Origin of the sequence: Novosphingobium sp. ST904 (genome assembly GCF_001298105.1) — a bacterium.
Taxonomy (GTDB): Bacteria; Pseudomonadota; Alphaproteobacteria; order Sphingomonadales; family Sphingomonadaceae; genus Novosphingobium.
In genome coordinates this window covers 41,763-60,640 of the sequence record NZ_LGJH01000137.1, presented here as the reverse complement: position 1 = coordinate 60,640, position 18,878 = coordinate 41,763, and the positions used below count along the sequence as shown (strand labels likewise).

Annotated in this window: 16 protein-coding genes and 1 pseudogene; 6 read left to right on the top strand and 11 right to left on the bottom strand. The window is 65.4% G+C overall.

Annotated features, from left to right (window positions below; all coding sequences use genetic code 11):
- Positions 1-4 precede the first annotated feature (4 nt).
- The 3 genes and pseudogenes from ADT71_RS10465 to lptB form a co-directional block, all read right to left on the bottom strand.
- Positions 5-688 (bottom strand): energy transducer TonB, encoded by a 684-nt coding sequence (locus tag ADT71_RS10465; protein ID WP_054436659.1) that lies wholly within the window; start codon positions 686-688, stop codon positions 5-7.
- A gap of 159 nt (positions 689-847) precedes the next feature.
- Positions 848-2,326, bottom strand: a pseudogene (gene rpoN / locus ADT71_RS10460) (RNA polymerase factor sigma-54).
- A 55-nt stretch (positions 2,327-2,381) separates the two neighbouring features.
- Complete coding sequence (lptB, locus tag ADT71_RS10455) at positions 2,382-3,167, bottom strand: LPS export ABC transporter ATP-binding protein (RefSeq protein ID WP_054436622.1); 786 nt, start codon at positions 3,165-3,167, stop codon at positions 2,382-2,384.
- 227 nt (positions 3,168-3,394) lie between these two features.
- Here lptB and ADT71_RS10450 point away from each other — a divergent pair, with 227 nt between their 5' ends.
- From ADT71_RS10450 to ADT71_RS10435, 4 genes are all read left to right on the top strand, one after another.
- On the top strand, positions 3,395-3,832 hold the full coding sequence (locus tag ADT71_RS10450) for a hypothetical protein (protein WP_324698059.1): 438 nt from the start codon (positions 3,395-3,397) through the stop codon (positions 3,830-3,832).
- Between the two features lie 131 nt (positions 3,833-3,963).
- Positions 3,964-5,310, top strand: a complete 1,347-nt coding sequence (locus ADT71_RS10445; protein WP_054436620.1) for a TldD/PmbA family protein — start codon at positions 3,964-3,966, stop codon at positions 5,308-5,310.
- A gap of 87 nt (positions 5,311-5,397) precedes the next feature.
- Positions 5,398-5,802, top strand: a complete 405-nt coding sequence (locus ADT71_RS10440; protein WP_054436618.1) for a hypothetical protein — start codon at positions 5,398-5,400, stop codon at positions 5,800-5,802.
- A 284-nt stretch (positions 5,803-6,086) separates the two neighbouring features.
- A complete protein-coding gene (locus ADT71_RS10435; protein ID WP_132469419.1) occupies positions 6,087-6,773 on the top strand; it encodes a hypothetical protein in 687 nt (228 codons plus the stop codon).
- 31 nt (positions 6,774-6,804) lie between these two features.
- Here the strand turns inward: ADT71_RS10435 and ADT71_RS10430 are convergent, their stop codons facing one another.
- Together ADT71_RS10430 and ADT71_RS10425 are read right to left on the bottom strand one after the other, a co-directional pair.
- On the bottom strand, positions 6,805-8,976 hold the full coding sequence (locus ADT71_RS10430) for a polysaccharide biosynthesis tyrosine autokinase (RefSeq protein ID WP_054436614.1): 2,172 nt from the start codon (positions 8,974-8,976) through the stop codon (positions 6,805-6,807).
- A 36-nt stretch (positions 8,977-9,012) separates the two neighbouring features.
- Positions 9,013-10,065 carry a glycosyltransferase gene (locus tag ADT71_RS10425; protein WP_054436612.1) on the bottom strand — a complete coding sequence of 351 codons (1,053 nt, stop codon included), beginning with the start codon at positions 10,063-10,065 and terminating at the stop codon, positions 9,013-9,015.
- Between the two features lie 157 nt (positions 10,066-10,222).
- Here ADT71_RS10425 and ADT71_RS10420 point away from each other — a divergent pair, with 157 nt between their 5' ends.
- Both ADT71_RS10420 and ADT71_RS10415 read left to right on the top strand, forming a co-directional pair.
- Complete coding sequence (locus ADT71_RS10420) at positions 10,223-10,801, top strand: glycosyltransferase (protein WP_054436610.1); 579 nt, start codon at positions 10,223-10,225, stop codon at positions 10,799-10,801.
- A complete protein-coding gene (locus ADT71_RS10415) occupies positions 10,798-11,352 on the top strand; it encodes a glycosyltransferase family 4 protein (protein ID WP_231635794.1) in 555 nt (184 codons plus the stop codon). The genes ADT71_RS10420 and ADT71_RS10415 overlap by 4 nt, the downstream gene beginning before the upstream one ends.
- On the opposite strand, the gene ADT71_RS10410 is transcribed toward ADT71_RS10415, so the two are convergent.
- The 6 genes from ADT71_RS10410 to ADT71_RS10385 all read right to left on the bottom strand — a co-directional run bounded on the left by ADT71_RS10410 (position 11,343) and on the right by ADT71_RS10385 (position 18,834).
- The gene (locus ADT71_RS10410; protein ID WP_054436607.1) at positions 11,343-11,978 is read right to left on the bottom strand and encodes a hypothetical protein; all 636 of its coding nucleotides are present in this window, start codon (positions 11,976-11,978) and stop codon (positions 11,343-11,345) included. The two genes, ADT71_RS10415 and ADT71_RS10410, sit on opposite strands and share 10 nt — an antisense overlap.
- 545 nt (positions 11,979-12,523) lie before the next feature.
- Positions 12,524-13,867: an O-antigen ligase gene (locus tag ADT71_RS10405; protein ID WP_054436605.1), complete on the bottom strand. Its 1,344-nt coding sequence runs from the start codon at positions 13,865-13,867 to the stop codon at positions 12,524-12,526.
- A 45-nt stretch (positions 13,868-13,912) separates the two neighbouring features.
- Entirely contained in the window at positions 13,913-15,043 is a 1,131-nt protein-coding gene (locus ADT71_RS10400; protein WP_054436603.1) for a glycosyltransferase family 4 protein, read from the bottom strand.
- A complete protein-coding gene (locus ADT71_RS10395; RefSeq protein WP_082370274.1) occupies positions 15,040-15,471 on the bottom strand; it encodes a glycosyltransferase in 432 nt (143 codons plus the stop codon). Before ADT71_RS10395 ends, ADT71_RS10400 begins: the two co-directional genes overlap by 4 nt.
- Positions 15,375-16,190, bottom strand: coding sequence for a glycosyltransferase (locus ADT71_RS10390; RefSeq protein WP_054436599.1), 816 nt, complete (start codon positions 16,188-16,190; stop codon positions 15,375-15,377). The genes ADT71_RS10395 and ADT71_RS10390 overlap by 97 nt, the downstream gene beginning before the upstream one ends.
- Positions 16,191-16,371: 181 nt before the next feature.
- Positions 16,372-18,834 carry a mechanosensitive ion channel family protein gene (locus tag ADT71_RS10385; RefSeq protein ID WP_054436597.1) on the bottom strand — a complete coding sequence of 821 codons (2,463 nt, stop codon included), beginning with the start codon at positions 18,832-18,834 and terminating at the stop codon, positions 16,372-16,374.
- Positions 18,835-18,878 lie beyond the last annotated feature (44 nt).

The window sequence follows — 18,878 nt, the reverse complement described above, 5'->3', positions numbered from 1 at the left end:
GAGGTCAGTCCCGCGGGATGATCCAGCGGATCGTCCCCAGGTAGCTGCCGGCGACCGACTGACCGTCGGCATTGGTCGCAGGGTCGAACCGGGCGCGCCTGCTCACGAACTTGCAGGTGGCCTCGTCGAGCCCGGCATAGCTGCTTGACGTGACGACGGCGCATTGGCTGACCCGCCCGCGCGCATCGACGTCCAGCCGGAAGCGCACGCTGCCCTGATGTTCGGCGCGCAGTTCGGCCGTGGGGTAGTCCTGTGTGGTGACCCAGCCCGAGGCATCGTTCCTGGGAAGTGCCCCCCGAGGCTGGAAAAGCGCCGGGGTTTCGGTGGGCGTGGGTAGTGCGACCGCGATTTTCTCTCTGGAATCGAAGCTGGTCGGCACGGCAGTGGGTAACGTGGTTGCGACTGGAAGGGGCTCGTTCGTAGGCAGAGGAAGGCGGGGTATCGGCGCCGTCAGCATCGGCTGATCGACTTGCTGATCGGGAACGGTCTTCGGTTCGGGAGGCGGGGGAACGGGAAGCGGTTCGAGCTTGATCTGCGTGGCTTCCGGCCGCTTGGGTGGATCGCTCTTGAACATGGTCACGGCAAAGCCATTGACCAGCGCAAGCACGAGGCCGCCCTGGATAAGTGCGACGATACCCCCGGTGAGGGCTTTCTGGTTACCGTTGGAATTCCGATCAGTGTAGGACATCGGCATCCTCTCCATGGTGCCCGTATCCTTGCGACTGGTCGCAAGCCCGGCGCACTTCATGGAAAAGAAACTATCACGAATCGGTGTAATTCAAATAGAATTATACTAAGCAGAACAAGCATTTAATGTTGCATTGCTGATTATCGCCGTGCTTACTTCCTATCGCACTGCAGCAATAGCCTTCTGTCGCCGCGCTGGACCGAACTGCCAAGGCCGATGGCTTCGCGGTACTTGGCCACGGTGCGCGCGCCAGTTCGAATCCCTTGCCCTTGAGCAGATCCACCAGGGTGTCGTCGGAAAGGATGGCCTTGGGGTCTTCCGCATCGATCAATTGCCGGATCGCCGCCTTCACCGCTTCCGCCGAGGCGCCTTCGCCGCTTGCCGCTGCGACGCCGGAGGTGAAGAAGAACTTCATCTCGTAAGTGCCGCGCGGGCAGTTCAGGTACTTGTTGGAGGTAACGCGGCTCACGGTCGATTCGTGCATGCCGATGGCCTCGGCCACGGTGCGCAGCGTCAGCGGCTTGAGCTGCGAGATGCCGTGCCGGAAGAAACCGGCCTGCTGCTTCACCAGTTCGCTGGCGACCTTGAGGATCGTCTTTTGCCGCTGGTCCAGCGCCTTGATGAGCCAGTTGGCATCGGCAAGCTTTTCCGAGAGCCACGCCCGCGAATTCCGGTCGGAGCAGTCGCTCCTGAGTTCGACATAGTAGCTTCGGTTGACGATCAGGCGGGGCAGGCTGTCCTGGTTGACCGCCACGTCCCAGCCGCCGTCGGCGCGGGGCGTGACGAGGATGTCCGGCGTGACCGCCGCGCTCGGCTCCCCCCCGAACCGCAGGCCCGGCTTGGGATCGTAGCCGCGCAGTTCCGACAGCATGTCGCGAAATCCTCGTCGTCCACGCCGCACATCCGCTTGAGCCGGGCAAGCTCGCCGCGGGCCAGCAGATCGAGATTGTCGATGAGGCGGGCCATCATCGGATCGTGGCGATCCGCCTCCCTGGCCTGGAGTGCGATGCATTCCGAAAGCGTTCGCGCGCCGACCCCGGTGGGATCGAGCGACTGCACGACCCCGAGCGCCGCTTCGGCCTCGGCGAAGGAGATGCCGAGATCGCCCGTGACTTCGGCAAGGGTGACGGGAAGATAGCCGGCCTCGTCGAGCAGGCCGATCAGGTAGCGCGCGATCCCGGCGACGTGGCGGTCGTCGGTGGCCGATCCGACCTGGGCTTCGAGATGCTCGATAAGCGAAAGCGCGCCGCTGCCGCGTTCATCGATGCCGGGAAGCTCCGCCCCGCCGCCGAGCCGCAGTTCGTTGGACCAGTCTCCGGTGTCACGGTCGCGGTCAAGCGCGGCAGTGTCTATGTCTAGCGGACGGTCGTCATCGCCCCGGCCTTCGCCGATCAGCCGGTCTACCGGCGAATCCTCTAGTGTCGTGCGGCGCGCGTCCTCTGGAAGCTCGACCGTTTCGGCAACGGGGGAGGGCGGTTCGCCGCCCACGTCCAGAAGGGGGTTGGCCTCCAGCGATTCGCCGATGAAAGCCTCGATCTCGAGGTTGGACAGCGCCAGCAGCTTGATCGCCTGCTGGAGTTGCGGGGTCATCACCAGCGACTGGCTTTGCCGCAGGTCTAGCCTGGGCCCCAGCGCCATGGCTCAGGCTTCCGGCGCGGCCGGCCTCGCGGAGGGCCTCACTGGGGAAAACCGCTCATAGCGTGAAGCCCTCGCCGAGGTAGAGGCGGCGCACGTTCTCGTCGGCGACGAGCGCCTCGGGGCTGCCTGCGAAGAGCACCTGACCGCCGTAGATGATGCAGGCGCGATCGACGATATCGAGCGTTTCCCGCACGTTATGGTCCGTGATCAGCACGCCGATGCCACGGTTCTTGAGATCGCGCACGAGTTCGCGAATGTCGGAGATCGAAAGCGGGTCGATGCCGGCGAAAGGCTCGTCCAGGAGCATGATCGAAGGCTTGGCCGCCAGCGCGCGGGCGATTTCGCAGCGGCGGCGTTCACCGCCCGAAAGCGCCATCGCGGGGCTTGAACGCAGGCGGGTAAGGCCAAATTCGTCAAGCAGGCGTTCCAGTTCGCTGGCGCGGACGTGCTTGTCGGGCTCGTTCAGTTCTAGCACGGCGCCGATGTTCTGTTCGACGGTCAGCCCGCGGAAGATCGAGGTTTCCTGCGGCAGGTAGCCGAGACCGAGAACCGCGCGGCGATACATCGGCAGGCGGGTCACGTCGACGCCGTCCATCAGGATGCGGCCCGAGTCGGGACGAACGAGGCCCATGATCGAATAGAAGCAGGTGGTCTTGCCCGCGCCGTTCGGCCCCAGCAGCCCCAGCACTTCGCCCTTGGCGACCGACAGCGAAATATCGGTCAGCACCGCGCGCTTGTCGTAGCTCTTGGCGATCGAAATGACTTCGAGCCCGCCGGCTTCTGCGACGGTCGGGATGTGGTGGGCCGCTTGGTCCTGCGGAAGTTCGGTGGTTCCGGTCATGTTCAGAGCGGTTTACGCACGGTCCCGGCTGTCGGCAAGTCGGCAATTCCCGGATATGGTGTCGATTGGCAGGTTTCCTGCATGGTTCGGCGCAGTCCGGGAACAGTGCACTAATATTGCGCATTTCGGGGGTGTGCTTGAAATCCGGGCCGCTGCGTGGTCTAGTGGACGCACAAAGAGACACGAGGTCGCAACAAAAGACCGGGTTGCTAAGACAGGAAGGCACCATGGACAGGATCGGCAAGCAAGGCGTCGATACGAAGGGCATGATCTCGGCAGCGCTGCCGGACAAGCCGGTGCCCCCGGAAGGCCGTTCGATGAAGGATTGGGCGAAGGCCGACTGGCGCCGCAAGATGAGCGACAACATCGCCTATGCCCTGCTCGTCTATACCGCCCTGCAGATCTTCGTGACGGTCGGCGCGCTCAAGACCGGGGGCGAATCGCTCCTGCCCTATCTTGCACTGGTGATCCTGGTGGTGGCGATCATCCCCGCCTGCCGCCGTTTCGAGGCGCGCTGGAACCGGCTTGACGACGAACAGGCCCATGACCCGGCGCTCGCTCCTTATTATCGCAGGGACCGCATCATGCTGTGGCTGCTGGCGATCGGCCTGCCGTTCGCGCTGACGGGGCTTTTCAAGGGCCTTGCGCTGCTGCTGAAGCACTGAAAGCGCGCGCCGGTTCGCGTGGGGCCCGCCCCTTGAACGGGCTTGGGGAACGATAGCGCATTTGCGCTTGGCGCTCGCGGCGATTAGGGCTGCGCTCCCGCGTCGGTAACGCGGCCAGTGGAGACCCGAAGATGCTCAGCCCCCAGGAAGCGCTCGACCGCGCTCAGGATCTCGTCGCCCGTGCCCGCAAGGCAGGTGCCGACGCCGCCGACGCGGTGTTCGGTGCGAGCTCCTCGGAAGGGATCCAGGTCCGCCTCGGCAATCTCGAGGATGTGGAACGGTCCGAAAGCGAGCATATCGCGCTGCGCGTCTTCGTCGGGCGTCGTTCGGCGAGCATCGGTTCCTCGGACCTGTCTTCGCAGGCGCTCGACGAACTGGCGCAACGGGCGCTGGCGATGGCCGGCGCGGCGCCGGAAGATGCTTATTCCGGGCTCGCACCCGAGGAATTGCTGACCCGTTCACCCTGGCCCGAACTCGATCTCGTCGATCAGGCTGAGCCCAGCCCGCAGGAACTGCGCGCCATGGCGCTGGAAGCCGAGGATGCGGCACGGGCCGTTGCCGGGATCACCAATTCGGATGGCGCCACCGCCAGTTCCGGCACGGGCGTGTTCGCGCTTGCCACCAGCCATGGCTTCGCGGGCGCCTATGGATCGACCAGCCATTCGATCAGCGTCTCCGTGGTCGGCGGCGAAGGTGCGGGCAAGCAGCGCGATCACGCCTGGCGCTCGGCCCATCACCGCAGCGACCTGCCGCCGCCGGCCGAGATCGGCACCCGCGCGGGCGAGCGGACCGTGGCACGTCTCGATCCGGGCAAGCTTTCCAGTGGGCCGATGCCGGTCGTATTCGATCCGCGCGTCGGCGGTTCGCTGGTAGGGCACCTGATCGGCGCCATGTCCGGAAGCGCGATCGCCCGGCGCTCGAGCTTCCTGCTCGACCGGTTGGGAGAGCAGCTCTTCGCGCCCGGCATTTCCATCGTCGAAGACCCGCATACGCTGCGCGGACTGCGTTCGCGTCCGTTTGATGGAGAGGGGCTGCCGACGCGGGCGGGCCATCTGGTAGAGGACGGCAGGATCACCGGGTGGCTGCTGGACAGCGCTTCGGCACGCCAGCTCGGCCTAGCGCCGACCGGACATGCGGCACGCGGCGGCGGCGGAGCACCCGGCGTATCCGTGGGCAACCTGCACCTCGAACCCGGAGAGCAGACGCCCGCCGAACTCATGGCCGACATCCGCGACGGCGTGTATGTAACCGAACTGATCGGCCACGGCGTCAATGCCGTCACTGGCGATTACAGCCGGGGCGCTTCCGGTTTCCGTATCGTCAACGGCGAGATCGCAGGCCCGGTTGCCGAGTTCACCGTTGCCGGCAACCTGCTTTCCATGTTCGCGGCGCTGCGGGCGGCGAACGATCTGGAATGGCACCGCGCCATCAACGTGCCGACGCTTAGGGTCGATGGGTTGACGATCGCGGGCGATTGATCGCCGGCAGCGCGCGCGGCTTTCACGACTTTTCAATTGATCGGGTGCTGCTATCCGGTTTTCGACAATCTATCTGGATTTGATTTGATGATCCCTTGGGGTGGCGACAGGGCGCCGGGAAGCCGGCACGACGGTATCGGCCTGACCGTTGCGGTGGACGAACTGCGCCCGGCCGCGAGCGATGACGGCGTTCTCCGGTTCGAGATGTCCGGGACCGTTGCCGGCGATCTGCCGTTCCTGTCCTGGGACACGCTTGGGGCTGAAGTGGCGATCTTCGTCAACCGTGCGGGCACCGCCTTTGGCCAGGACGGCGCAGTGATCGGCAATGGGCGGCTTTACGAGGACCGGATCGAAATCGACCTCGTCCTGGACCGGGCTGCTGCCGGGGAACTGGCCGCAAGCGTCGAAGGGCCGGGCGGTAAAGCGATCTGGCTGAATGCCGAGCCCGTGACGGAAACGATCTTCCGCATCCTGTCGGTCGGGAAGGGCTGAGCGCGAGCCTTCTGTGCGATGAAACGCGCGGCCCTTGCGAAAAAGAGGTAGCCTCCGGCTCGCAATAGCCGGCACGGCGGCGGCCATGCGGGTTACCCTATGCCGATGTTGTTGCACGAGGTTTGGGGCGGAACGCCTTGATGGGCCCAGCGATTTCTCGCGCCTTGAAGCGGATGCGAAGGGAGCGGCGCTCGCCTGAATCGTACTGGCCTGCGCGCCGACAGGACCGGATCCACCGCCCTTTCCTGTTCCTTCTCGCGCCGCCCGGCGCCGGTTCCACCACGATGGCAAGCTATCTTGCGGACCATGTCAGCCTTGCCGGGCTTCATTCCAGCTACGAAGGACAGCGGCTCGTCAGGGGGCTGATGGATGTCGATCGCTGGTTTCCGGAAAAGTTCGTCGATTTCGAGGCGGTGATTGGGGCCTGGGCTGCGCGGGTCGCGGAAATAGAGCAGTCCCGCCCGGTGGCCTACTTTCTGGAAAAGAGCCCGCCAAACCTCGTGCGCCACGACGAATTGCTGCGGCATTTTTCGGCGGCGCGCGTGGTGGTGACCAATCGCGAGCCCATTGCGAACATCGATGCCCGGCTGCGGCGTCCGCTGCCTTCGGTCTATGACGGTGTGGATCGCCGGGATGTGGTGGGCCATCTGGCCAGGCTGTGGGTCTGGCAGAGCGGGCTCCTGCGCGATGCCGTGGAGCGCGGGGGCTATCCGCTCGTGACATACGAGGCGTTTCGCAGCGAGCCCGCCTCGCTGGCTTCCGCATTTGGAATCGAGAACGCAGCGCCGGTTTCCGACGAGCCGGGGGAGGCTTCGGGCGATCGTTCCAAGGGACATGGATCGTCTTCGCAGCGCGCACAGGTCAAGCTGCTGACCACGGTAGAGCGCAGGATCGTACACGAGACTGTCGCGGCCAAGCCGGACCTGCTGGCGTTCTTCGGCTACGCGGCAGAGGGTTCGCCTTCCGCCTGAGCCGACACTGGCCGGGCCTGTTGCAGCGATCTCAGTTCGGCCGGCTCTCACGCGAATAGTAATATTGGTAATAGGCCATTTCCTCGCTCAGCACTGCCGAGGAGCGGGTGTCCACTTGCGTGAGAATGATGCCGAAGATCCGCGCACCGGCGCGATCGAGTTCGCGGATCGCCGTCTTCACGACCTTGCGCTGTGTGGTCCGCCACCGCACGACCATGAGCGTGAGATCCGCCATCGTGGCGATGGCGCGGGCTTCGGCGACGGGGATGGCCGGTGCGATGTCGAGCACGACGAAGTCGTATTCCTGCCTGAAGCGGTCGAACATGGCGGCCGTGGCCTGGGAATGCATGATGTCCGACTGGGCGGTGAGTTCGGTGTTGAGCGGCAGGACATGGGCGCCGGATGCCTCGTCCAGCACGATCACATCCTCGATGCGGGCCTGACCGTTGAGGACTTCGACAAGGCCGGGGCGGTTGCGGAGACCCAGCGCAAGGGTGGTGCCCATGCGGCGCATGTCACAGTCCACCAAGAGGGTCCGCCTTCCCGCGAGCGCGGTGGACCGGGCGAGGGCGATGGCCGTGCTGGTCTTGCCTTCTCCCGGTATCGAGGAAGTGACGCCCACGGAACGGGCGAGTTGTCCCTTGTGTCCGATCTTCAGCGCCGTCCAGATGGCCCGGACGGATTCGGAGAACGGGGATTCCCGGTGTTCGACCACGAAATCGGGAACGCCCAGGGCATCGTTCCTGCGGAAGTCGGGTTCGTCCATCGTCCCGATATCCGGCAGGCTGCTGACCACTTCGTAGCCGGTGAACTCCTCGGTTTCGGCGCGGGTGCGCAGGCCGCGCTCGCGCCATTCCAGCGCCATGGCCAGAAGCACCGCCGCGATGATCCCCGCGATCAGGCCCCCCAGCATGTAGACCAGCAGGTCGGGCGAGGAGGGCCGCACCGGCACCTGAGCCCGGGCGATGACCTGGGCCTTGCTCTTTTCCGTGCCGCGCGTCGCCAGTTCCACCCGGTAGCGATCGAGGAAGGTCTGGTAGAGCTGGCGCGAGCTTTCCGCGACGCGCTCCAGTTCGTTCAGGCGCACCGAAGCGTTGTTGCCCGCCAGCAGCCTGCCCTTGGCGCTGCCGATCGCCGACTGGATCGCGCCGACGCGCTGGCTGTCGACGCTGATGTCCGACCTGACGCCGGAACTGGCGCGCGAGACTTCGCGGCTCAGCGCCTGCCGGGCCGTCGTCAACTGGGCCTGGGTCTTGACGCGGTCGGGGTGGTTGGGGCCGTAGACGGAAGATTGTTCCGCCAGCTTGACTTCGAGGCGGGACACGTCGGTTCGCAGGTCGCGGATCACCGGGCTGCTGTTGACGGCGGTGCCGTTCTCCCCGGCGTTGGCGCTTGCGCGTCCCTGCGAGGCGGCAAGTTCCGCCTTGGCGGAGGCCAGTTCGGTGTTCAGCGTCGAAAGTTCCTGCTGCGCGATCGTGCTGTCGTTGCTCACGCTTACGAGGTCGGACTTGGCGCGGTAGGCGGCTACGGCGGCCTCGGCCTTGATGACGTCGCCGCGAAGCTGGTCAAGGCGGGTCCGCAGCATGTTGATGTCCTGGCTGCGCGCGGATTGCTCGCTCTGGACGTTGCCGCTGACATAGGCGTCGGCCACGGCATTGGCCACGGAAGCGGCAACCGCCGGATCGCGGGACTTGTAGCCCAGGTTGATCGCATAGGAGAGGCCCTGTCGGCCCACCGTCAGGTTGGACCTGACGATCGCCGTCGCTGCCGGGATCGAAAGCGGACCTGCGATGTCCGGCGCGCCGGCGGCGATGAAGGCGGGGTTCGTGTTCAGCCGGGCATTCCGCACCGCGGCGGTCGCCACTTCAGGGGAGAGGAGCACCTGCACTTCGGTATCCACGGTCGGCGAATCGACAGCGGTGTCCTTGTCGGTCTGCGCCGTCCGCACCAGTTGCTGGTCGTTCCGGTCGAGCGCGAGCACGACGTTCGCGTCGTACTGTTTCACTGCGAGCATGTAGGCCGCCAATGTCGCGGCAAGGGCGCAGCCGATGACCGCCAGCATGGCCCACTTGTGCCGCCAGGCGAGCATCGCCAGCCAGGACAGGTCGATGAGTTTGGAACCATCGGGACCGGACGTGGTCGAAGGGGCTGCGTCCACGCCGCGCAGGTTGGAAACGGGGAGCTTTTCGAAAGCTGCGGACAAGTCGCTCTACCTTCCGGAGGACGTGGAAATCGACTGTCATCTTGGGAGTTTTCTGCCCCCTGAATCCATCAGAAACAGGTAGTAATTCGAAATCTCTGCAACCACTCTCTCGGGCGAACGCCGGGCCACGAAATGCAGCGGCACTGCCCCTGCGACGGCGGCGGCCGCCTGGGCGGCCTCGGCGATCTGCCGGTGCGACAAAGGCGCGGTGATCGCCGTCACCCGCGGCGGCCCCAGTTCGTCGAGCAGGTTCGAGAAGGCGGAGATTCCAGACACCATCACCGGCGTGCCGCGCTCGGCTGCCAGGATGGCGAGGCCGCTGTTCTCGCCCCGGCGATAGGGAAGGAGCAGGATCAGCGTCTCGTTGAGCCGGTCCGCCATCTCCTGGTCGCTGAGCCGGGTAAGCACCCACTCCATTCTCCAGCCGCGCCCGGAAAGGGCGGCGAGCCGGGCCTCCAGCGCGGCGGCTTCGGCGGGGCTCTCCGGCAGGCCGTGGACCAGATAGCGGCGACTGTCCGGTTCAGCGTTCTCCAGCGCGGCGAGCATGTCGTCGAGGCCCTTGTAGCCCTTGATGTCGCCGAGGAATGAGACCGTATCGCGGCGCAGGCCGATGGTGGCGGCAGGCGGCGGATAGGCGCCGGAATAAGTCCAGTGGGGCGCAACCAGAGCCGGAATGCGGGTCAGCACCGGGTGACGGAGCCGGGCCTGCGCGAGGCTGCTCTCCGACATGGCGTGGATACCGTCGAGCAGGGCCATGAACCGCGCCATCCAGAACCTTTCGAGCCTGGGGCGCAACTGTTCGTGAGAGACGGCATTGTGCATGGTCCAGACGATCTTCGCGCCGCGCGCCTTCTGGAGCGCGAGAAACACCGCCCAGGCTGCGATCGTCCGCAAGCTGCGCAGGAGGCCCGGCTGTATGACCTTTTGTGGCCAGTGCAGGTGCAGGATGTCGCAGGTGCCGGTGAAGCGTTCCTTCCAGCCGGGCGATGAAGGTGAATGGCCCAGTCGGCGAAGCTGTCCGATCAGGATCGCCGTGTAGGGATTGCTGTGGCGGTTCTCTTCGCCGGGAAAGCACCAGACTCGTGCCATGAATCCTTCTGGATCGCTGCCATATACCTAATTGCATTGGCTAGTTTCATGGGCGCCGCTGCACAATTGCGATTAAGTCTTAGGGCATGGCCCGCCCGAACCGCGGCGGCGCCGCGCTCTTGGCGATGATGGGCGACACCAGGAAGGCAGGGAACCGATGCGCGTGGACAGGGTGGTCTTTCCGTTCACCAATGAGAAGATCGGCGGCAGCCACGTTTCCTCCTTCACGCTCGGCAGGACGCTTCAGCAGGAGTACGGGGTGGAAGTGGTGGTGGCCGCGCCGCGAGACAGCCTGATAGAGCAGGTGGCGCGCGAACACGGTTTCACCATCTGGCCGCTCGGCGAATCCCCGAGCTTCCGGCACGGCCTGGCGACGGAGGCCCGGTTGCTGCCGCGCCGGCTGTCGCTGCTGTCAGGCCAGCCCGAGGGTACCTTCGTGCACTGCAATGACCTGTCGGCACTCCAGAGCTGGGGACCGGCGGCGCGGCTTCGCGGGATTCCGGTGGTCTACCACAACCGCGCCTTCAACCGTCCGGTGGCCCCGAACCTTGCCGTGATCGCCACGGCTCAGCGGATCATCTGCATCTCGCAGGCCGTGGAGCAGCGGCTGCCGCAGTGGCTCAGGAGCCGGTCGGTTCTGATCGACAATCCCGTGGAACTGGCCGAGGACGTGGATGGCAAGCGCTCAGGAATGCCTTCGCTGCCTGTCACAGGGTTGCCGGGGAAGGGCCGCTGATCGGCTTCATCGGCAATTTCGCGCACCGCAAGCGGCCGCGCTTCTTCCTGGAGATGGCGCGCGCGGTGCTGATCGAGCTTCCCCAGGCGGCTTTCGTGATCTTCGGCCGCGAGGTCGACGAGACTCAGCAGGACCTTGAAGATTTCGCGCGGCAGCTCGGAATTGCCGACAGGGTCGTCTTTGCCGGTTTCCGCCTGCCGGTGGAGGAGAACATCGCCATGCTCGATCTTCTCGCCATCCCCGCCATCGACGAGCCCCTGGGGCGCACGCCGCTGGAGGCGCTGATACTGGGCGTGCCCTATGTGGCCACCGACGATGCGGGACTGGGCGAGACCGGCCGCCGTTTCGGCGGCGGGGTGCTCGTGCCGTTGGACGCGGGGCCTGAAGCATTCGCCCGGAGCGTTCGCGGCGCGCTGGCGGGTTCGGATCCAATCGCCTTCGCCGATGCACGTGGCCGCGCCAGGGAAACCCTGTGCGCGGCCAGCCATGCGAAACGGGTCATGGAAGTCTACCGCGGCCTGTCTGGCCGGCGGGCATCCGATCAGAAATAGACCCGCTGCCCGACCGTCACGGTAGACCCGGAATAACTGCTGGAACTGTTGAGCACCTGCCCGGTCTTGGAAACGAGCCTGCCGATCCGCAGGTTCACCACACCATCCTCGGCGCGGAAGAGCGGAACCGAAGGATCGCCGGACGCGATGAGCACGTCGATCGTGATGGTCCGGGTCTTGGTCTTGGTGCCTTTGCCGATGATGCCCACGAAGCGGTTCGTGCCCAGTTCGACCAGGCCGTGGCTCTGGTCGGTCCATGCCTTGATGCCCTGGCGGCAACCGGCAAGGTAGACATTGTCCACCCTGACCTTGCCCTTGATGTCCAGGCAGGCATCGCTGGCATTCAGGACGCGTCCGTTGGAGATCGTCCCCGAATAGCCCGCCTCGGTCGATATGCCGTCGACGTTCTGATAGTAACTACCGGACTTCATGAACAAATTCTGGAAGTCGAAATTGCTGATCGCAAAGGAGCCGATGTCGTTGGCATCCTTGCCCTTCAGTGCGATGGCGGCCCATGCATCGTCGCTGTTGATCGAGGGGTAGTTCTTGTCGCCGATCCACACGAGATCGCGGAACACCGCCTTGCCGATGCCGTTGCTGACGTTGACGAGCCCGAGGCCGAGCACCGAATCCGCGCGGCCGCCGTTTCGGAAACCCGCTGGACCTGGATGTTGGGGACGTTCTCGCCCCGCAGGAGCGGCCCGTAGCGCAGGGATTTGACGTCCTCCATCGCAAAGCCGGTGGCGTTCTTGCCGTTGACGAGAATCTTGCCGTCAACCGCGCAGACCTTCTTCAGGCTGGCGGAAGTCGGCCCGAGGCGCAGGGTGGTCATGGCCTTGCACGAAGTGCCGGAGGAGAGTTGCGGCGCGGTGATCGCGGGCATCCTGAAGGCCGTGGCCGTGGAGGATGCCTGGGCGAACATGACCGGAGCGGCGGCAAAAGGGCTGAACCGGGCGATCGATTCGCCGATGTCGGAACTGGAAAGACCTGCGAAAAGCAGGGAGAGTGCGACGACCGAAGTTTTTATCATCTTTTTACTCAATGACTTGGCGAGTTTTTCGGCTCTTTGCGAGCACACGAGAGTATATCTCCGCAGGGATTGCGAAGAACGACGCGCGAAATCTTATCCCGGGCAAAGCGCAGGGCAACGCCGGAACCGGCGGTTATCCGGTCAAACGGGATGGGGCGCAGCAAGATTTGCGACGGGCCGAGGCGCGGGCCGGGTCATGAGCGAGGCGTGGACAGTAAAACCGCAAAGCAGGCTGTAGAACAGCAGCCCCTCGATCATCCAGAACGGCATCGTCGCCATGTTCAGCAGGAAGAAGCCGAGATGCGCCATGATGAGGACGAAGCGGGCCGGCGTGCGCGCGGTCAGCGCCAGCCAGAACATCCACAGCCACAGGAACAGCATCGCCGCGACGCCGAGCAAGCCCAGTTCGTAGAGCGTCGAGATCAGCGTGTTGTGGGCATAGTAGCGATAGCGCCCCTCCCAGGCATTGGCGCCGTATCCGAACATGTGCTGGCGGGGGGTGCTTTCCTCCCAGGCGGTGACGTACTGGCTCCAGAGCAGTAGCCGGCCTGACAGCAGGGCCTGGTCGTCGCGGCTGAATTCGGCGGGTGCCTTGGTGAGGATTTCCGGGTGCGAGGCGATCGTGCTGATGGCATCGAAACGATCGCCGGCCACGATGGGAAGCACGGGAAGGCAGGCCAGCACCAGCAGCCCGCCAAGGATGGTGGCGACGGGGCGCTGGCTCGGCCGGACGGCGGAGGTCAGGACCGAGACCAGCAGGCCAAGAGTGATCGGCGCGGCGGTTATGATGGCGGTCCGGTAGTTGGCGGCCGCGATCCCGCCGATGCAGACGACCGCGATCGCAAGCTTCACCAGTCGCCGGAGATCCGGGTTGAGCACGGCCGCCAGAAGCGCGGTGAGCAGGATGATCGAGAAGCTGGCTTCGTGGTTGTAGCCGCCGATGTAGGACGCCGACCCGTCGCTCTCGGTCGCCTTGGCGATGCCCAGGACGAGGCTGTAGGACTGGAGCAAAAGCGGCAGCAGGAAGGTCAACAGGACCCGGATCAGCACCTTGCCGGCGCCGTCAGCAACGAAGGCGTCGTAGGCCGCGAGCGCGATGACGGTGAAGTAGGCATATTTCACCAGGCTTTCCGTGCTGCCGGATGCATCGTCGTTGAAGGTCGCGCTCAGCAGGATCACGAGGAGCAGGGGGGCGATCGCTCCCACTACGATCGGGACCGCGCGGCTTCGGCGCAATTGCAGGATGCCAAGGCCCACGACCAGCACCGAGACCAGCGCGTTCCAGCTCAGCCCCGCAGGCGATGCGGAGAACGAGAAATGGGGCAGTGCCGACATGGCGAGGCGAACGGCGCAGGCGATCACCAGGAACTGCGCGGACCTGCCGATCCTGAGGCACAGCAATGCGACCAGGACGCAGTAGAGCATCATGGTCGGGACCATCAGGAACTGCGGTATGGGAGGGCTTCCGACGGTCAGCGCCAGCATCGAATTCTCCCGGAAGGAAGGGCGGCGCGTGCCAATGCCTTGCCTTCAGCGTGCAGGTTTGAGGGCTGAATCTTGGTGGCTCCTGCTCAGGATTTCGCGGTAGCGAACGGCGGTGCGCTGGGCGACTTCATCCCAGTCCATCAGGGCTTCCACGGGCAGTTCGGCGCGGCGCGGACTGTCGCGGCGGGAAAGGCGCGTAGCCAGGACACCGACATCGCCGACCGGAAAGTAGCAATCGGCCGGAAGGCCAAGGTCGAGGTTCGGCTGGATGTCGCTGAGCAGGACCGGGCAGTTGCTGGCCAGCGCCTCGAGCGCGGCGATAGGCAGTCCCTCATGGAAGGAGGGCAGCACGAAGAGCGAGGCATTGCGGAGCAGGACGCCGAGCTGCGCGCGGGGCACCATGCCGAGGAAGCGGACATTGGCCCCGGCCATCTGGGCCAGTTTCTGGGCATACCGATCCGATTTCTTTGCGGCTCCGGCAATGACCAGCGTGCGCGGGTCCCCGCTGCGGGCATGCGCTTCGATCAGGTAGTGGATGCCCTTCTCGGGAACCAGCCGGGCGACGCAGCACAGATAGTTTCCGGGCTGGAGGCCCATTTCGGCCAGCAGGACATCGTCGGGCTGGGGGCATGGCGGCAGCGCGCTGACGCCGTTGGGGATGAAATCGACATGTTCGGCCCTGCCCGGATAGCGCTCCTTCATGCGGGCGGTGAGCGAGGGCGATACGCAAACGACCGTATTGGCGAACTGGACGCCCAGCTTTTCGCCCATCCGCAGCATCCACTTCGCTCCGCGTCCCCACTTCTCGCGCTCGTAGTCGGCACCGTGATGCGTGAGCAGGACCTTCAGGCCGAGCAGGCGGGCGAGCGGCGCCAGCAGGCCGGGGCCGACCGCGTGGATATGGATTGCCGTCGCCCCGTGGGTGCGGGCGTAAAGGATGCTGAACAGCGTGGAGATGATCGCTTCGCTGGAACGGCCGGTGGGGCAATAGAGCGCCTTGAGCGCAACGCCCCGAAAGCTGGTCATCGCCGGATCGACATAAGGTGCGCGGCAGCAGACCTCGATCTCGGTATCGACCAGCGTGGCGGCGATACGCGGCAACAGTTCCTCGCAGTGAGTCTCGACCCCTCCCATGACGCCGGGGATCCCGCGCAGGCCGGTGACGCAGATCTTCATGTCGCCGCCATCCGGTTCGCGGCGACCGCCTGGATCAGCGATTTCCGGAAATCGCCGACGGCCTGGTCGAGCGAGAACGATTCCGCGCGTCTGGCCGCCGCTTCGGAAAAGGCGGGGCGATCCTGCGCAATCAGCCGGCCCATGCAGGTCGCCATGGCCTGCGCATCGTCCATCGCCACCAGCGCGCCGCCGGAACCGAACACCGCAGGCGCATCGCCAAGCGTGACTTCGAGAATTTCGGCCGGACCCGAGGGGCAGTCCGTCGCCACTACGGGAAGCGCCAGGGCCATGGCTTCCAGCATGGCATTGGGAAAACCTTCGGCATTGGACGTCAGCAGATAGCATCCGGCGCGGGCCAGCACGGCATGGGGATTGGCGAGGAAGCCGGCGAAGCGCACTCTCCTTTCAAGGCCGAGCGAGGCCGCCAGATGCGCGAGTTCCTCCCGAAGCGGCCCTCGCCCAGCACGATCAGGTTGCCGCGTGCGGGTGCCGTGGCCAGGGCCCGGATGGCCATGGCGGTATTCTTGTTGTCCACGAGGCGTCCCATCGTGACGAAATCGTCGCGCGTGACCTCGATCGCCGGTTCGAGCGCGGCGCGGGCGCGAATGCGGTCCACATCCACGGGGTTGTGGATGACGCGAATCCTGTCGGGCGAAATGGCGAAGTCGGTTTCCAGCGTCCGGGCGACCCCCTGGGACACGGCGATGACCTGCCGGGCCGCCGGGTAGGTCCTGCGGATCAGCAACCGGCTGACGAGGCCGGACAGGCCGTGCTTGAGGTGAGCGGTGGTATTCACCCTTTCGCTGATGACGGTTGCGCCGCCGGTCTGCCGCATTGCCGCCAGCGTCGCGACGTTGGCTCTCGACAGGAACGACAGGGCGACATCGGGCCGGGAGCGGCGCACCAGCCTGCGCATGCCCCGGACGCTGCGCAGCAGGCCGCCCTTCGCATCGAGGCGTTCGATCGGTACGTTCTCGGGCAGGAGGTAGGCTTCCTCGGCTTCGTTATCGAGCAGGGCGACGGTTATCGCGAAGTCGCTGCGGGGGCCGCTGAGCTGCTCGACCAGCGTGGTGAAGACGCGTTCCGCCCCGCCGCCAGCAAGTGAATTGATGACGAAGAGCGCGCGGAGCGGCGGGTCTGGCCTCATGCGTTCTCCTCTGGCGACTTGCCGGTGGAGCGTAGCGTTCAGGCCCGCCAAGAGCGATTCACCATAATTGGGCAATCGATGCCTCAATAGGGTGGAGAGGGCGATCCAGATGATTGAGCAGAAGGGATATCCGGCGGTAGCGATGCGCCGGATGCGTGGCCCAAGCTCTTCAAATGGGGCATCAATCCCTGCGGATTCGCACTTCGCGTTGCGGGAAGGGCAGCTCTATCCCTTCCTTGCCGAACCGTTCGGCAATGGCGAAGCGGACTTGCGAGGCGATGGATGCGCCATCGGTCGCGTCGGGCACGAACAGCAGCAGGCGCATGTTGATCGAGCTTTCGGCAAATGCGTCCAGCGTCACGCTGGGTGCCGGCGACGGAAGCACGCCGGGATTCGCATGGGCAATCTCCAGCAGGACCGCGCGAACCTTTTCGAGATCGGAACTGTACGCCACTCCAACCGGCACAACCACGCGCGCCAGTGCCGCTCCCAGGCTCAGGTTCTTCACGCTGCCGGTGATGAGCTGGGAATTGGGAATGATGATCTGGTGACGGTCGAAGCTTTCCAGGTGGGTCGAGCGGACGGACACCTTTCGCACGATGCCGGAGAAGTTCCCAACCTCGATCCAGTCGCCTTCGCGGATCGGCCGTTCGATCAGCAGGATCACGCCGCTGGTGAAGTTCTCGACGATGGATTGCAGGCCGAAGCCGAGACCGACCGACAAGGCCCCGGCAACGAAGGCGAGGCTGGAAAGGTCCAGTCCGGTGCTGGCGATGGCGATGACCGCGGCCAGCACGATCCCGGCATAGCCGATCATCGTCACGATCGAGGCTTGTGAGCCCCGGTCCAGCCCGAATTGCGGCAGGATCGAGAGGTTGATGATCCGCTGGGTCCAGCGTGTGGCGACGTAGCCGGCAAGGAAGATGAAGGCGAAGGTGAGAATGTCGCCCGCCGACAGGTTCACCTGGCCGATCGTGACACCGCTGCGCAGCGTGACGATGGCATCGCCGATCTCGCGGCTGTTGTAGCCCCAGGTCACTGCCAGCATCGGCACGGTGCAAAGCGTTATGAAGAGCCCGGTCAGCATCGGCACGAAGTGCAGCGTCGTGCGGTAGCGTTTGAACCGTCCTTCGGCGAGCAGGCCGAGCACCAGCGAGATCAGCCGGTGCAGGAAAATGGCGATGGCGATGACCGCGATCGAAAGCACCGCGTCCGAAAAGATTTCACGCGCGAGGATGATGTAGCCGACCAGCGCGGCGGAGACGCTGCCAATCACCAGCAGCTTGAGAATTCGGCTTAACGGCGATGCAAAGTCTAGCATTTCTGGTGGCTTGCCGTCCGATGCCGTGGCTTCGTCCTGGCCTTCGCGGCCCTTGTGAAGCAGGTTCGCAAGCACCCAGATCAGCCCGCCGCCCAGGATCAGCAGCAATCCCGAAATGAGGTCGATTGCGGTGGCAGACGCGAAACCGGCCTGCTCGAGAGCCTCGACGATGGCTTCCATCGCCATGACCACGCCGATCCAGCGGACCGTCGATACGCCCTTGTCGACAAGGGCCGGCCGCAGCCGCACCAGACGCAACTGGACGAAGGGCGATTGCAGCGTTCCCTTAGCAAGCCACTGGGTGATGGCGACGATCAGCGCCGCAAGCACGAAGATGGTGCTGAGCCGGACCAGTACGGCGATGGTGACGAACGGTTTCAGCACGAGGCCCATGGCGGCGATCGTGCAGCCTATGCCGAAGAACAGCGCGATTGCCGTGGAAACATCCTCGAGCACCACGATCAGCAACCGGCTAGCCAGTTGCTCCACGTTTTCGATCCGCTTTGCCAGCCTGGCGCTCAACACGCGCAGCAGCCATGCGGACGCGAACGGGCCCAGCAGCATCAGTGCCGCTGCGCCCAGCACCCGGCTGGCGAGGCCAAGGAAGCCGATAGCCTCGTAGCCCCGCGCAAAGCCCGCCGCCATGGCTTCGGCACCGCGCCGGGCATCGCCGGCGAAGGTCAGCCAGAGGCGGGGATCGAGCACGGAAGAGGCGCGCTCCGACTTGCGCAGCCGGTCTATCGCCGCGATCCGTTCGTCGAGATCGGAGACGAGGGTTGCCGCGCGCGCCTGTGCCTCGCGGGCGCGAAGGACCGGCCCGAGAGCAACGGAAAGGCGCGCGTCGAGTGCCTTGCGCTGGTCGGTGATGGCGGAGGCTTCGGTCTTGCCGGATTCGGGCAGCGGGCCGAGCGCGGTGATCTGGGCCTGTATGATTCGCGCATCGAGGTTGCTGCGATCGGCAATCCCGCGAGCCAGATCGCGGTCGGCCGCAAGACGGTCGCGCAGGAGGTTCAGTTCGCGCACTTCGTCGTAGTCGTGCCGTGAGATGTCCGTGCGCAAGACGGCCTCGGCATGCCTGGCATCCGCATCGAAGCTGGCCACCGCCTCGCTCGGCGTTTTCCTGACGGGATCGGGTGCAGGCTCGGGAGCGGGGTCGGCCTTGGGGAGCGCCGAGGCGATGGCAGACGAAAGCGCGGGAGGCTGGGTGGCAGGCTGGGCGGCCAGCGCGCTTCCCGGAGCCAGCATAAGGACAATGGCCAGCACGCACCGCGCGATCGCGGCGAGGCCCGCACTTCCGACGGCGATGCGGTTGCGGTCTTTCAACCCTGCGTATCCTTCAGAGTGGCGCGGCTTCAAGGGTGCCCCCG

Excerpts from the sequence above, each read along its gene's own strand:
- ADT71_RS10405 (WP_054436605.1), bottom strand. The coding sequence starts at position 13,867 with ATGCTGGCGCTGACCGTCGGAAGCCCTCCCATACCGCAGTTCCTGATG.
- ADT71_RS10420 (WP_054436610.1), top strand. The coding sequence starts at position 10,223 with ATGCGCGTGGACAGGGTGGTCTTTCCGTTCACCAATGAGAAGATCGGC.
- ADT71_RS10435 (WP_132469419.1), top strand. The coding sequence starts at position 6,087 with ATGGCAAGCTATCTTGCGGACCATGTCAGCCTTGCCGGGCTTCATTCC.
- ADT71_RS10390 (WP_054436599.1), bottom strand. The coding sequence starts at position 16,190 with ATGAGGCCAGACCCGCCGCTCCGCGCGCTCTTCGTCATCAATTCACTT.
- ADT71_RS10425 (WP_054436612.1), bottom strand. The coding sequence starts at position 10,065 with ATGGCACGAGTCTGGTGCTTTCCCGGCGAAGAGAACCGCCACAGCAAT.
- ADT71_RS10445 (WP_054436620.1), top strand. The coding sequence starts at position 3,964 with ATGCTCAGCCCCCAGGAAGCGCTCGACCGCGCTCAGGATCTCGTCGCC.
- ADT71_RS10450 (WP_324698059.1), top strand. The coding sequence starts at position 3,395 with ATGGACAGGATCGGCAAGCAAGGCGTCGATACGAAGGGCATGATCTCG.
- ADT71_RS10440 (WP_054436618.1), top strand. The coding sequence starts at position 5,398 with ATGATCCCTTGGGGTGGCGACAGGGCGCCGGGAAGCCGGCACGACGGT.
- lptB (WP_054436622.1), bottom strand. The coding sequence starts at position 3,167 with ATGACCGGAACCACCGAACTTCCGCAGGACCAAGCGGCCCACCACATC.
- ADT71_RS10465 (WP_054436659.1), bottom strand. The coding sequence starts at position 688 with ATGTCCTACACTGATCGGAATTCCAACGGTAACCAGAAAGCCCTCACC.
- ADT71_RS10400 (WP_054436603.1), bottom strand. The coding sequence starts at position 15,043 with ATGAAGATCTGCGTCACCGGCCTGCGCGGGATCCCCGGCGTCATGGGA.